General features: G+C 64.2%; 12 protein-coding genes. All 12 read right to left on the reverse strand.

Translation table 11 applies throughout. The features are described from left to right. Positions 1–79: 79 nt before the first annotated feature. Positions 80–832 carry an SDR family oxidoreductase gene (locus HWX76_RS01850; RefSeq protein WP_089489190.1) on the reverse strand — a complete coding sequence of 251 codons (753 nt, stop codon included), beginning with the start codon at positions 830–832 and terminating at the stop codon, positions 80–82. Beyond that, complete coding sequence (locus HWX76_RS01855; protein WP_176015412.1) at positions 816–3260, reverse strand: xanthine dehydrogenase family protein molybdopterin-binding subunit; 2445 nt, start codon at positions 3258–3260, stop codon at positions 816–818. Before HWX76_RS01855 ends, HWX76_RS01850 begins: the two co-directional genes overlap by 17 nt. After that, positions 3253–4014, reverse strand: coding sequence for an N-acyl homoserine lactonase family protein (locus tag HWX76_RS01860; protein WP_050011239.1), 762 nt, complete (start codon positions 4012–4014; stop codon positions 3253–3255). The genes HWX76_RS01855 and HWX76_RS01860 overlap by 8 nt, the downstream gene beginning before the upstream one ends. After that, complete coding sequence (locus HWX76_RS01865; protein WP_050011240.1) at positions 4011–4544, reverse strand: (2Fe-2S)-binding protein; 534 nt, start codon at positions 4542–4544, stop codon at positions 4011–4013. Before HWX76_RS01865 ends, HWX76_RS01860 begins: the two co-directional genes overlap by 4 nt. Next, the gene (locus HWX76_RS01870) at positions 4541–5419 is read right to left on the reverse strand and encodes a xanthine dehydrogenase family protein subunit M (protein ID WP_176015413.1); all 879 of its coding nucleotides are present in this window, start codon (positions 5417–5419) and stop codon (positions 4541–4543) included. The genes HWX76_RS01865 and HWX76_RS01870 overlap by 4 nt, the downstream gene beginning before the upstream one ends. An 11-nt stretch (positions 5420–5430) precedes the next feature. Continuing rightward, on the reverse strand, positions 5431–6972 hold the full coding sequence (locus HWX76_RS36520; RefSeq protein WP_208458924.1) for an enoyl-CoA hydratase-related protein: 1542 nt from the start codon (positions 6970–6972) through the stop codon (positions 5431–5433). Between the two features lie 38 nt (positions 6973–7010). Next, positions 7011–7433, reverse strand: coding sequence for a thioesterase family protein (locus HWX76_RS01885; RefSeq protein WP_050011242.1), 423 nt, complete (start codon positions 7431–7433; stop codon positions 7011–7013). An 11-nt stretch (positions 7434–7444) separates the two neighbouring features. Continuing rightward, positions 7445–8596, reverse strand: coding sequence for an iron-containing alcohol dehydrogenase (locus HWX76_RS01890; RefSeq protein WP_124638257.1), 1152 nt, complete (start codon positions 8594–8596; stop codon positions 7445–7447). A 590-nt stretch (positions 8597–9186) separates the two neighbouring features. Beyond that, on the reverse strand, positions 9187–10194 hold the full coding sequence (locus HWX76_RS37000; RefSeq protein ID WP_089489187.1) for a helix-turn-helix domain-containing protein: 1008 nt from the start codon (positions 10192–10194) through the stop codon (positions 9187–9189). A 57-nt stretch (positions 10195–10251) separates the two neighbouring features. Beyond that, entirely contained in the window at positions 10252–11250 is a 999-nt protein-coding gene (locus tag HWX76_RS01900; protein WP_089489186.1) for an XdhC family protein, read from the reverse strand. A 543-nt stretch (positions 11251–11793) separates the two neighbouring features. Further along, complete coding sequence (locus HWX76_RS01905; RefSeq protein ID WP_089489185.1) at positions 11794–13080, reverse strand: MFS transporter; 1287 nt, start codon at positions 13078–13080, stop codon at positions 11794–11796. A 118-nt stretch (positions 13081–13198) separates the two neighbouring features. Then, entirely contained in the window at positions 13199–14344 is a 1146-nt protein-coding gene (locus HWX76_RS01910; protein ID WP_050011397.1) for a mandelate racemase/muconate lactonizing enzyme family protein, read from the reverse strand. Positions 14345–14810 lie beyond the last annotated feature (466 nt).

The following is a 14810-nucleotide window of genomic DNA, read 5'->3' on the forward strand; positions in this document are numbered from 1 at the left end:
GTCTCCTGGAGCGCTGCCGTCGGATTCGGTCGGCGGCGCTGATGTGTCAGTTGTCGGAAGAACGCCGTGGGTTGCGCCGTCAGACCATACTGAAGCCGCCGCTGATGCTGATCACCTGACCGGTAATCCAGCTTCCCTTTTCCGATGCAAGCAGGACCGCCATGGGCGCAACATCATTCGGCTGACCGAGACGTCGAAGCGGATAGAGCTTGACCAGCCGTTCCAGATTCGCCTCGAGAAATTCCGGATCGTGTGCGGTCTCGATCAACCCGAGCGCCAGCGCATTGGCTGTCGTGCCCGAGCGCGTTTCTCGTGCGATCGACTTCATCAGTGCGATATTGGCCGCGCGCGCGGCCGCGCCGATCGCCAGGCCGGATTCGCCGACCCGCGACGAATCGCCCGTGATCGTGATGATTCGGCCGCTGCCTTTCTGACGCTCCAGATGAGGCAACGCCGCATGCGTGCAGTTCAGCGTGCCGTACAGGCAGACGTCGATCTGCTTGCGCCATTCGTCCGGGTGGGAATCGAGAAAGCGCTTGCGGATGACGAGCCCGGCATTGTTGACAAGGATGTTGAGACCGCCGAAGACCTCGACGGTCTCGTCGATCATCTGATCCACGGCCCGACGGTCCGAGATGTCGCAGCCGATCGCCCGCCCTCGCCCACCTTGCGCGCGGATCTCGTCCACGACCGCTTCCGCCGCGGCCTTCGATCCGTGATAGTTGACGACGACACTCGCACCCTCGGCAGCCAGGCCCAGTGCGATTTCACGGCCCACGTCCCGGGCGCCGCCGGTGACGAGCGCGACCTTTCCGTCAAGTCTGAATTCCATCTTGTTGCTCCTTGATTGATTCAATGAGGGATGACTGAATGAGGCGATACAGACGTTCGGGCGTCACCGGCAGCTCCGATATGTCGACGTTCAACGGCGACAGGGCATCGGCAATCGCATTCGCGATGGCCGCGGGCGAGCCGATCGTCCCGCCCTCGCCCATGCCGCGAAAGCCGCCCAGCGTGTTGGGTGCCAGTTTCTCGAGGTGCACGAGATCCAACGTCGGGACTTCCGGTGCCGAAGGCAGCAGGTAATCGACCAGGCTCGCGGTCAGCAGTTGGCCGTCGGCGTCGTACACGACTTCTTCGAGCAGTGCCGCACCGATGCCCTGCGCCACGGCGCCACGCGTCTGCCCCGCGACGATCAACGGATTGATCACCCGTCCGCAGTCCTCCGCGATCACATATCGCTGAACATGAACGCCATACGTGTCGGGATCGATTTCCACCTGAACGAGATGCGTCGACGAACTGGTCGTGCCTACCACCGGGTCGTACACCCGACTGACGCAAAGGTCCTCCCGGAACTCCAGCGGTACGCGTCCCATTTGCGAATAGAGCGCCTTTGCCAGCTCAGCGAACGTGAGACGGGCGTCGCGCCAGCGCACGCGAATGACGCTCTCGACCACGTCGAGATCCTCCGGCGAAACGTCGAGCAGGTGGCCTGCGACGCGCAGCATCCGTGCACGCAGCTCTCGCGCTGCCAGCATTCCCGCCCCGCTGCTGATGACGGCCGTCCGGCTGGCATAACTGCCGGTACCGTGCGGTACCGCGGCACTATTGCCGGTGATCACGCGCAGATCTTCGATGCGCGCGCCGAGTTCGTCGGCCAACACCTGAGCGAGTGTCGTCTCGTGCCCCTGACCATGCGATGCGCAGCCGAACGATGCCGTGACCGCTCCGGTCGAATCGAGCTGGATCACGCACGTATCGGTGCCGGTGTTGATCGGCATGCCTGGCGACGCGGAAATGCGCGAGCCGATGCCGGACAGTTCCGCATAGCAGGCGACGCCGATACCGACCCAGCGCCCTTCGGCACGCGCGTGCGCCTGGGCCTGCCTCGCGGCGGTGTAGTCGAACCGTTCCTTCGCTGCCTCGAGTCCTTCGATGAACGCCGATTGATCCCACACGATGCCGACCGGCGTGCGATACGGAAACTCCTCCGGACGCACGAGGTTGCGTAACCGCAACTCCGTCGGATCCATGTCGAGCCGCTTTGCCGCCAGATCCATCAGGCGCTCCATCGCGAATGTCGACGTCGGGCGTCCGACGCCGCGATAGGGCCCGGTCGGCGCCTTGGGTGTCGTCACCCCACGCACGTGTCCGTGATAGGCAGGGACCCGGTACGGCCCGGGCAGAAAACTGATGACCTGAACCGGCTCGATACCGGCAGTCCACGGATAGATCGAATACGCGCCCACATCGCCGATCACTTCGGCACGCAGGCCCAGAATCCGGCCGTCGCTATCCAGTGCGAGTTCGGCATCGACCCGTTCGTCGAAGGCCTGGCTCGTCGACAGCATGTCCTCGAGCCGATCGCCGCTCCAGCGCACCGCACGCCCGACCTTGCGCGCGAGCACGCATACGAGCACTTCCTCCTGATAGACCGAGGTCTTGCCGCCGAATCCCCCGCCGACATCGGGCGCGATCACCGTCAGCCGGTTGCCCGGCATGTCGAGCAGATCCGCCATCGCGTCGCGCACGATGCCGGGTATCTGGCTCGACGTGTAGAGCGTCAGGGCGTCCCGGCCCGGATCCACTTCCGCGATATAGGTGCGCGGCTCCATCGCGGTCGGCATCTTCCGGTGAAACCGGAACCGGCCGCCAACGGTGACAGGCGCGTGCGCGAACGCTTCGTCGATCTGGCCACGCACGAACCGACGTTCGACCAGCACGTTGCTCGTCAATCCTTCGTGCAGCAGTGGCGCGCCGGGCTGTGCCGCCGCCTCGGCATCGGTCTCGACCGGCAGCGGTTCGTATTCGATCTCGATCGCATCCCGCGCATCCTCGGCCAGATAGCGGCTATCAGCGAGCACCGAGATGACCGGTTCGCCGACGAAGTGCACGACACCGTCCGCCAGCGCATGAATCGGCGTGGGCTGATAATCCGCCATGCGCGATACCGCGACAGCCGGCTTGACGAGGCCAGCCAGATCGACCCACGCATAGATGCCGAATACACCTTCCATGCCGCGTGCAGCGTCGGCACGCACGGCGCGGATGCGCGCATGCGCCTGGTCGCTGCGCACGATCGCGAGATGAAGTGCATTTCCGGCCGGCCGATCGTCGACATAACGTCCGAGTCCGGTGAGCAGTCTCGCGTCCTCGAATCGGCGCACCGGCTGCCCGACAAAACCGCCGCGCGGCTGTTCGTCGATGCCGACATCGGCGTCCGGCGGCGCGCCAGGATCACGACGCGGCTTACTCATACGCGTGAGCCCCCTTGCGAAGCGTCTCCCACTGCTGCGGATCGTGGCCGAAGATCACGCTCGCGCCATCTCGTTCGAGCCTCCGGACCTCGTTGAGAGTTGACAACGCGGCATCCGAGTCCCACGTGTTGCGCGGCATCACTTCGCGCGTCAGATTCTCGCGCAGCGCAACGGCGTCGGCAGCAAGCAGGAAGGCGCCGTCACGCTCCAGTGTCGCGAGCATGCCCATGCTCCCTGGCGTGTGCCCCGGCAACGGGACCAGCAGCATCTTTCCATCGCCGAAGACGTCGCGCTCCCCGTCGATGAGTTCGGTCGGCATCGGATGCTGCCAGTCGGCGGGAATGTAGCCGCGTTGCAGTGCCTCCTCTCCCTGGGCGGCCGCCAGCTCCTTCGCATGACAGAAGAACGTCGCTCTCTTGAAGAACGCATTGCAGCCGCAATGATCGGAGTGCAGATGGGAGTTGACGACTACATCGACATCGTCCGGCCCGAGCCCGAGCGTTTTCAACTCCGAGATGACGTTGTCTTCCGGTCCGGCGATCGGCGTCATGGCCTTCGCCATCGCCCCCCAGCGAGCGGCGGCATCGTCGACGACCTGCGGGTGGCATCCGGTGTCGAACAATACGTTTCCCTGACCATGCCGAAACAGCATGCATGCCACCGGCAGATCGATCGTTTCGCTTCGCTCGGCTTCCGGCAGATAGACACTCTTGCGCATCCGGAGCCGGCCGCCATTCAGAACATGCATCTTCATCGTTGGTTATCCTCGGTTGGCTCGGATCCGGCGGCCTGCCGCAATGCGTCGCGCGCCGTTACGCAAACACGGACGGCTTCGACGATGCCCTGGTAGCCGGTACAGCGGCAAAGATTTCCGGACAGCGCATCGCGAATCTCGTCATCGCTGTCGAGCGGGTATTTCTGCAACGCATCGGTGCAGGTCGCCAGCATGCCGGGCGTACAGAACCCGCACTGAAGGCCATGATGTTCACGGAACGCCTCCTGCAGCGGGCTCAGCGAATCGGGCGTGCCCATGCTCTCCACGGTACGCACGTCGCAACCGTCGGCCGAGATCGCCAGCATCAGGCAGGACCGCACGCTATCGCCGTCGACGATCACCGTGCAAGCCCCGCATACGCCGTGCTCGCAACCGACGTGCGTGCCGGTCAGCGACAGGTCGTGTCGCAAGAAATCGGACAGAAGCAGGCGCGGTTCGATGCTGCGCTCGACGACCGTGCCATTGACGATCATCCAGACGGGCTTGCGGGCAATGTGATGTTCGTTCATTGCGCGACTCCTGAAGCACGGCGCCATGCGCTGCGTATCGCGCGCCGCGCGAGCACCCCCGCGAGATGGCGGCGGTACGCCGGCGAAGCATGCAGATCCATGGCGGGAGACAGTCCGTCACACGCGATTTCCGCCGCCTCATCCACGAGCGCGTCGCACAACGGCTTGCCGAGCAGGATCGCTTCCGAGTCACTGCGCCGCAACGGCGTGTCGCCTACTCCCATCATCGCGACGCGCGCATCGTGGATCACGCCGTCGCGGACATCCAGCAGTACGCCCACGGCGGCCAGCGCAAAGTCGCCTGCGCGACGCGAGAATTCCTCGAAACACCAGCCGGTCCCGCGCTTCACGCCCGGAAAATCGACGCGAACGACCATCTCGTCATCGTCGAGCATCGTCGTGAGTGGCGCGATGAAGAAATCGGCCGCCGCAATCCTGCGCTCGCCGCGGGGCGAACGCGTGACGATCGTCGCATCCAGCAATCGCGCCAGCATCGGCAACTCCGCGGCCGGATCGGCATGCGACAGGCTTCCGCCGATCGTGCCGCGATTCCGGATCGCGAGGTGGGCGACATGGCGCATCGTGTCAGGAATGATCGGAAAATGTCGGGCAACCTGGCGCGACGTCTCGAGCACGCGGTGACGCGTCAGCGCACCCACCGCGAGTCCGCCGTCCTCACGCTCGCGCACGTAGTCGAGCTCGACCAGTTTGCGGATGTCGACGATCAGCGCGGGACGCACCACCCGAAAATTCAGCATCGGCATCAGGCTTTGGCCGCCGGCCATCAATTTCGCATCGCCGCGGCAGGCCGCCAGCGCGGCGATCGCCTCGTCGACGGAGTCCGGGCAACAATAGTCAAACGGTGCCGGTTTCATCGGTTCCTCCGTCAACGTCCCTGGAATTTCGCCGAGCGCTTTTCCGCGAACGCGGCCCGGCCTTCCCGATAGTCGTCGCTGCTGGCTGCCGCCGCGATCATCGCCTCGGCTCGATCGAGATCGAGCGCGCCGGTGCCCATCGCCATCCCGTTCAGCTGGTATTTCGCACCCGCCAGGCTCAGCGGCGCGTTCGCCGCCATCGTTCTCGCAAACGCGCGCGCATCGGCCATCGGATCGCTCGTCCTTGCGCGCGGCTTAGCGCCGCTCACACGCTGCCACCATGAGAGCGGCGCGACCTGCGCGTCGTCTCCGGCGATCCGGTCCACGAATCCGATGTCGCGCGCCGCACGCGCATCGAATCGCTCTGCGCCGTAGAGGATCTTCTTCGCTTGCGACAGCCCCACCAGCGACAACAGCTTGCGCGTCCCACGCACGCCGTAGATGATGGAAAGGCGCGCCGCAGGAATGCCGAACGTGGCGTCTGGTGCCGCGAAGCGGAAGTCGCACGACATCGCCAGATGCGCGCCTCCGCCCAGGCAGTAGCCCCGCAATACGGCAATGGTCGGCTTCGAGATGTTCGCGATCGCATCGCAGCACGCATCCACCGCAATCTCGTACGCGTTCGCCTGGCCAGCGTCGGCGCGCACTTTCTCGAACTCGGAGATGTCGGCGCCTGCACAGAAGTCGTCGCCCGCGCCTGTCAGCAACACGGCCCGCACCTCGGGATTTCGTTCGAGCGCGGCCATAATCGATGGCATCGCGAGCCACATCCCGTATGTCATCGCGTTGCGGCTGCGCGGTCGGTTCAAGGTGACGACCGCGATCTGATCGGAGATCCACACCTTGATCTTCTCGGTCATCAACGCATCCGTCACCTCCGACTGAAGATCGGCCAACGGGACCGCGGGTGCGCCGTCCGCCCCGGAGGAGCGAGCCTGCGGCGCAGCGCTGCCGACGGATTCCACGCGTTGCCGCGGCGCCGCGGGTTCGGCGGCGATGGCCAATTCCGCGTGAGCCGGCGCAACGAGCGGACGCTCGATCGACACAGCCGCCATCAGTGCATCGACGCCCATCGTCGATGACGACGCCTCCTGTTCGCCATTGGCCACTTTCGTGCCGACCTGCCTCGCGAACAGATCGAAGAAATCATCGGCCGACTTGCGCGCCGCCGCATCGATCATTCGCGAGCCCAACTGCGCCAGCTTGCCGCCGACGTTCGCCTTGACGCCGTATCGAAGCAGCGTGACATCCTGCTCCAGCGCTTCGAGCGCCACGTCGATGTCAGCACGCGCGAAGCCTGCCGCGCCGCCGGACCCTTCACCCGTCAGCGTGTAACTGACGGGGGCGGCGATATTAGACAAAGTCACCTTGCCGGCGAACCGCGCCTTGATCGGCCCGACCTTCGACACCACCGTCGCGGTAAATTCATTGTCGGCACTCTTCTCGAGCACTTCGCACCCCGGGATGCTGGCCTGCAGCACCGCCGGATCGTTGAGCGCGTTCCACACGGTCTCGCGGGATGCCTGCAACCGTGCCTCTCCTGCCATTTCCATTTGTTCTCTCCTCCAGGACACCTGTTGTGACCGGCGCGTCAGGCCATCAACGACCGCAAGACTTGCCGGACATCGTTCGGAATCGGCACCGGACCGTTCGTTGCCCGATCGACATAGACGTGTACGAACTCGCCGATCGCCGAAGCCATGTCGGCATCGTTGCGAAACAGCGCGATCTCGTAGCGCACGCTACTGTTGCCGAGATGCACGACCTTCATGCCGACATGGACGACGTCGGGAAAGCCGATCGACGAGAAGTACGTGCAACGCGTGTCGACCACGAGCCCGATGATCGGGCTGGTTGCAATATCGAGCACGCCACGTTCAATCAAATGCCGATTGACCGCCGTATCGAAGTACGCGTAATAGACGACGTTGTTCACGTGCCCGTAGGAATCGTTGTCGGACCAGCGCGTCTGAATGGCGCTGAAGTGCGGATATTGGGCGCGACGCGACGGCATTTTTTTCTGGGTCACAGAACCTCCTCGTAGAGCGCAGCCGCATCCTGAAGGGAAATCTCGCGCGGGTTGTTCACGAGCAGACGGGTTTGACGCATCGCGTCTTCCGCCAGTGTCGCGATATCGCCGCGGCTGATACCGACGTCAGACAGCCGCGTCGGCAAGCCGAGCGCCTTCGGCAGTGCAGTCAGCCGCTCGACCAGTGCGTTCGCACGCGCACCGGTATTTCCCGTGACGTCGGGCATCAGAACGGCGGCAAGCTCCGCATACCAGTCGGCCGCGGCATCGAGGTTGAAACGCATGACCGCCGGCAGAACGAGCGAGTTCGACAGCCCGTGCGGAACATGAAAGCGTGCACCCACCGGATAGGCCAGCGCGTGCACCCCTGCTACGGGCGCATTAGCAAACGCCAGGCCGGCCAGCATTGCGCCGAGCAGCATTGCCTGGCGTGCGTCGCGATTGGTGCCGTTGGCACAAGCCTCGCCGATGTTTGCGCCGAGCAAGCGAAGCGCTTCCTTCGCGAGGCAATCGGAGACCGGATTCTTCAGGCGCTTGCTGGTGTATGCCTCGATCGCATGAACCATTGCGTCGATGCCCGTCGCCGCCGTGACCGCGGGCGGCAAGCTCAACGTCAAATCCGCGTCGAGCACCGCGATGTCCGGCAGCAGTATCGGCGAGACAACACCCTTCTTTTCTCCGTCTCCGGTTGTCACGATCGAAATCGGCGTGACCTCGGATCCAGTTCCCGCAGTCGTGGGGAGCAACACCAGCGGCAGCCGCGGCCCTTTCGCGACGCCCACGCCGTAAACGGCGTCGAGCTTTTCCGTCCGTCGCGCGAGAAGCGCCACCAGTTTCGCGACGTCGAGCGAGCTACCGCCGCCGATACCGACCACGCAGTCGGCCCGGGCGGACACCGCCGCATCGGCCGCACTATTCACAACGTGAGCCGGCGGATCGGCCTGCACGTCCGCATACACCGTAACGGCCGTGCCGGCTGCCTCGAGGCTATCAAGCGCCGGTTTCAGCAGACCGTTATCGACGATGCCGCGGTCGGTCACGAGAAAGACCGCGCGACAGCCCAGCCGGCCGACGATTTCCCCAAGGCGGGCCGAAGCGCCGGCCTCGACGATCGTAGACCTGTTCGACTGAAACTCAAATGCGTTCAATTTTGCTCCTCCACCCGATCACGGAATCACGGAATCACGAAATCGACAACGATGTCGTGACGACAAACTAACTTGCATAAGTGGACTATAGTGAGCGAAATTCTGATTTGCAAGTCCCTTGTTCGACAACCTGTCATGTATGACGCCGCGCGGCTATCCAGCCGTTATTGGCTGATGTATTGAAGCATTCCGCGCGGATGCAGCCGTCTCTTTCGCATGGAGGAGCGGCCGTGCCAATAGGGATTCATCAGCGCAGATATCGCTTGCATTTCCGATACCTTCTTGGTTGTGTACCGGGCACGCTTACACGGTTAACGTCTGCTGCAAGGTCGAATCGGGACGCGGCAAGTCCGCGCGCGACCGGATGCGTCCGGCGACACGTGCGGTCGACCAGTCGCACCAAACCATGACGAAGGGAAAAAGGAGATGACGAGGCAAATCGCCACGCGCGCGGTCCCCCGGCGCGATTTGAACGAGACGCATAGCCGGCTGCCAGGCCGGCCGGCTAAGAAGACAGCCACCGCGATGCTGTTGAATCGATCTGCCGCGGTACGCGCGCCCCGGCGCCACGCGGCATCGAGAAGCGCGAGTCAGGCGACGTCGAGCTCTACCGGCAACGCATATCGCAGCACATATGACATTTCACGCGGATCGAGTTCGGCACCGCATTTGTCGCATGCGACGATTGCATGAAAATCGTGGTCGCACTCCCGGTGCCGAAGTTTCAACGGTGCTTTGCCACCCGAAAGCCACTTGTCACCCCAGGCCATCATCACCAGCAGCGGCCCATACAAGTCGCGGCCCATTTCGGTCAGCCGGTACTCGTAACGCTTCGGCTTCTCCTGATACAGCCGCTTCTCCGCGATACCCTGCTCCACGAGTCGCTGCAGTCGGTCCGACAGGATGTTGGTGGCGATACCCAGGCGCGACTGAAACTCGTCGAAGCGTCGAACACCGTAAAAGAATTCCCGGATCACGAGGAAGCTCCAGCGGTCACCGATGATCTGCAACGTTCGCGCGACCGAGCATGGCCGAATACGCTCGAGGACACGCACGTCCGAACTCCGGCGCGAGCGCTTGCGTTCGATGCTACGCTCCTCGCCGCCCGCTCCCGGCCCGTCGCGATAGTGGACGGACCTCGGGTCAATGCCGGCGCGGCAGTGCGAGCACACGACGCGCGGTGCGCAATCGCATTGGCAGGTCTTGTGAATCAGTTTCAACGGCGGCTGCGCGCCGCCCGCAAGCCAACGGTCGCCGAAGGCGAGCAGCGCGATCATCGTCGCGTACAAGTCGCGGCCCTGCTCCGTGAAACGGTACTCGTAGCGGGCACCGCCGGTCGACGGAAGCTGTTTCTTCAGGATGCCCAGGGTCGTGAATTTCTTGAGCCGCTCCACCAGCGTGGTACGCGGCACCTGCAGGATGCTCTGGAACTGCTCGAATCGCCTGACGCCGAAAAAACACTCCCGCAGAACCAGAAATCCCCACGCATCCGACAGTATCTCGACTGTTCTCGCAACTGATGAATAGCGCTCGATCGATGCAAAACGTGCATCCGACGCACTGTGGCTCGACGATTCGAGCATGGTGGGTTTAGCCATAAGTTCATCGAAAATTTTATCTGCCATTCACACAACGCCACACAGGTACGCGCGTGCCTATTCGCTCCGTTGCGGCACCGACGGCGCATCGCGCAGCGCGTGCGCCTGCACGACCAGCACACCGTCCCGGTGCGAAGTCATCTCCGCCATGATAGCCACCGCGATCTCCGGCGGCGTTCTGGCACCGACGTGAAGCCCGATCGGACCATGAAGCGCTGCAACCTGTGTGTCGGTCAAGTCAAACAGCTTGAGCCGTTCCCGACGCTTCGCGTTATTCGCACGCGAGCCGACCGCTCCCACATAGAATGCCGGGGATTTGAGCGCCTCTATCAACGCCAGGTCGTCGATCTTCGGATCATGCGTCAGCGCAACCACGGCCGTGTTCGGATCCAGGCCGACTCGCTCGATCAGGTCGTCGGGCATTTCGCGAAATACTTCGGTATGAGCCACAGACCATTCCCCGAGGTACTCTTCACGCGGGTCGTAAACGATGACGCGATAGCCCAGCGCCACCGCCACCCGCGCAACATATTCGGACAGTTGCCCTGCACCGATGATCAGCAGGCGATGGCTCGGTCCGTAACATGCGCGCAACGACACGCCGTCGAACGAGGTCGGGGCCGCCGAATCGGTCGGCCTCACGTCGGCTTCGCCGGTATTGGCATTCACGTTGCGGATCACTACCCGGCCACGCCTGACCCATTCCAGCGCCTCGTCAAGGCGCGACGATACCCGGACCGGTTCCACGAGAATCATCAGCGTGCCGCCGCACGGAAGGCCGAAGCGATGGGCGTCGTCCGCCGAGAGGCCGTAGGTTACGACAGTCGGCGTCGAGCCCGAAAATCCGACGCGCCACACGCGCTCGATCAGATCGTCCTCGAGACACCCGCCCGATACGGAACCCTTCACTGCACCGTCGTCACGCAGCGCGACCATCGCGCCGATCGGGCGAGGCGCCGAGCCCCACGTCTTCAGAACCGTGCCGAGCATCACCGCGGGCCCAGCGCAATGCCACATGATGGCAGTTTCCTGTACGTCTCGATCCGTGCTGTCCAACGCAGTTTCCCTCAACGGCCCTTCCACAGTACGCCAATCAGTTCATTTATGCAAGTTATGAACCGACAGACGTTAGAAAGTTTGCCACTGGATTCGACCTTGATAGCCCTTGGGGCGGAGGGACAGGCTTCGAGTTGCTGCGACAGTTCGGGCAACCGTAAGCGAAAATAAATCTATGGTCCGCCCCAGTTTTACAACCCCTGAAGGTTGATGCCATGTTGGCTTGCCCTGCTCTATCCAGCGTCGTTTTAAGGACCGCCCCCCCGCCTCAATGAAGTTCGCGCCTGCAGCTCGAATAAAGTCGTGCGGCTCTGGTAGGTGTCTTTATTTTCCAGGATGTTCCACACGGCCTGAACCGCCCCGGGAAACCGGGGAGGCTGGTTGGTTTAACTTGATGCCGATTCAGCGGTGGCTGTTCCAAGTTGGCGATGGCAGTTTGTCCCGGTTTTGGCGGCCTGGGTATAGCCGAGCGGTTTCATCAACCGATGATGATTAAATCAGGTCTCACCCACTCCCGCGTTGCTAGTTCAACGGAGTACATCGTCAGGCAGCCCCGCGCATCTGCACAACGGCCCGCGCGCGCACCGTGAACGTCAGGATCACCGCACCGGCCAGCGCCGATGCACCCGCGAGCACGAACGCGCTCGCATACCCACCGCCATACTGAACGAGCCAGCCGGTCACGCTTGGCGACAGGATGCCCGCCAGATTTGCAAGCAGGTGAACGAACCCGCCCGCCGAGCCGACACGTTCGCGCGGCACGATTTCCTGCAGCAGCGACCAGCAAGCCTGCGGCGCCATGAACGCGAACAGGCTCGCGATCGCGATCAGCGTGACGGCCGCGCCGAGCGAGCTCACGCGCGACGCCAGCAGCACGCAGGCCGCCGCGACCGCGAGCCCAACGACGATCACGATCTTGCGCGCGAACAGCACGTCGCCGGTGCGGCGGTAGATGCGATCCGACACGGTGCCGCCGGCCACGAACCCGACGGTCGCGCCGAGCCACGGAAGGATTCCGACGACACTCATCTGCTTGATATTCAGATGCTGGTAGTCGGTCAGGTAGCTCGGCAACCACGACAGGAAGAAGTACAGCACGTAGTTAAAACTGAAGAACGCGAGCGCGACGCCGAGCACCGGCCGCGACAACAGATCGCGCAGTAGCGGACGCACGGCACGATCGTCCGCATGCGCATCGGGTGCGACGTCGATCGTCCGGTCGGATGCGATCTCGCGCGCCTCTTCCGGCGACACGCGCGGATGGCTGGCCGGATCGTCGCGGAACAACGCCCACCACGCGGCGAGCCACACGAAGCCGAGCGCGGCGATCACGACGAACGACACGCGCCAGCCGAACTGCAGCGCGACGAGACCGACGATCGGCGCCGCGATCGCCGCGCCGAGCGGCTGCCCGGCATTGGTCCAGCCGACCGCGCGTCCCGCCTCGCGGCGCGGAAACCAGCTCGAGATCGCTTTGTTGGTGGTCGTCCCCATCGGCCCTTCGCCGATCCCGAACGCGACACGCACCACGAGTAGATGCGCGAACGATCCGGCCAGCGCGGTCGCGCCGCAGAACAGCGACCACACGCCGGCCGCGCACGCGAACACGCGCCGGGGCCCAAACCGGTCCGCGGCCCAGCCGCCGACAAAGCAGAACACACAGTAGCCGATGAAGAAGCTGCTGAACAGGATGCCCATCTGCGCGTCGTCGATGCCGAGTTCACGCTTGATGATCGGCGCGACGACGGACAGCGCCGCGCGATCGAGATAATTCAGCATACCGGCGCCGAACAGCAGCGCGCCGATCCACCAGCGGTAACGCGTTTTCATGTTGTCTCCTGTCGAGCCGGGCAAGTGCCTGCGCATCCGCCCGGCTTCATGGTTTCCGATTGCGCCGCCACATCGGCGACGGCTTCAGATGCGTGCGCCATGCGCACGCCTCCTGCGTTCAACCGATGGTCGCGTGCGCAATCGTGTTGCGCTCCAGCACCGCTTCGTCTGGCAAGAAGCCAAGCCCGGGCACATCGGGCAAGCGCACCCGCGCCCCGGGCCGCTGCGCGTCATGCAACCGCTCGGGCCAGTCGAGATAGGGAATTTCTAGCGCGACATCGTCGGGCAGCGCCGCGACCACGTGCGCGGTCGCCAGCAGCCCCGCTCCGTAGTAGAAACAGTGCGGCACGACGCGCACGCCGTGCTCCGCCGCAAGCGCGATCACTTCCGCGATACCGGTCGGTCCGCCGATCTTCGCGATGCTTGGCTGCGCGACGTCGAGCGCCCCGTGTTCGAACAGGTCGCGAAAGCCCGCGACACCCGACGCGTTCTCGCCCGCCGCGACTGGCACGCCGGCGCCGCGCACGCGCGCGATGCCGCCCGCGTCGTCGCAAGGCCACACCGGTTCCTCGATCCAGCCGAGCCGCAGGTCGGCCAGCTCGCTCACATGCCGCAGCGCGTCGCTCGCCGCCCACGGGCAGTTCACGTCGACCATCAGTTCGCTGCCGGCCGGCAGTGCCGCGCGCGCGGCAGCGATGGCCGCACGTTGCGTCTCGTGCAGCTTGATGCGCCGGAACCCCTCGTCCGACGCCCGCCGCACGTGGCGCGCGACTTCATCGGGGTCGTTGTCGTAGCTGACCAGGCTCGCATACACATCGATCTCGTTGCGATGGCCGCCGAGCCAGCGATACAGCGGCACGCCGGCCGCCTGCGCGGCGAGGTCGTGCAGCGCCGTGTCGATCGCGGACAACGCGTACAGCACCGGTCCGGTGCGCCCGAACGCATGCAACGCGCGATCGGCCGCGTCACGCAATGCGGCGATCCCGTGCCGTGTAGGCTCGAATTCGGCGCCCTTGAACCAGCGGCCGACCGGGCCTTCGAGCGCGGCGAACGTGACGGGATTGACCATATGACCGAATGCTTCGCCCCAGCCGACGCGCCCTGCGTCATCGGTTAGCCTGACCAGCAGCGACTCCATGCGGCGCAGCGAGCGGTCTGCGGCGTTATACGAGTCCGCGGCGGCCGGTTCAACTGCGGCGACGGGACGGCGGCCCGCATCGAATGCGAGCGAAAGGCGAATGACTTCGATGGCGACGATTTTCACGAACGTATTCCCGGTGCGGAGGGTCGGGGGCATGGATGCGGCCGACGGCGGAAAATGCGATGTGACGGACGACGGCAGCAGTGCGAGACCGTTCGGCTGCATGCCGTCGGCCGCCAAATTAGTCAGTCATCGTATAACGAGTGTCGTCGTTGTGCAACCTATCTCCAACTACTTTCCGCGTGTTTACAAGGATGGCTCACATCCACGTGTTATGCGACATCTTATGACACAAATCGAACGGAGAAGGCGGAATTCAATGTTTCATGGAACCCAGAAGCGGAGGCGTGGAGTAGTCGCATCAGGCGAGTTCTAGGAGAAAACACTGCAACCATCGACATCAGGGCGTCCGATGTCCCTCCTCCCTTGACGAGACAAAAGCGACGCTCGTGCATCCGGCTGCTTATTCGGGCATTCCGCAGGGCGTCCGCCCGTTCAAGGCCGCGTACGACGTGCTGATGGCGCAGCG

It is taken from the genome of Burkholderia sp. BCC0398 (assembly GCF_902833245.1).
GTDB classification, from domain to species: Bacteria; Pseudomonadota; Gammaproteobacteria; order Burkholderiales; family Burkholderiaceae; genus Burkholderia; species Burkholderia sola.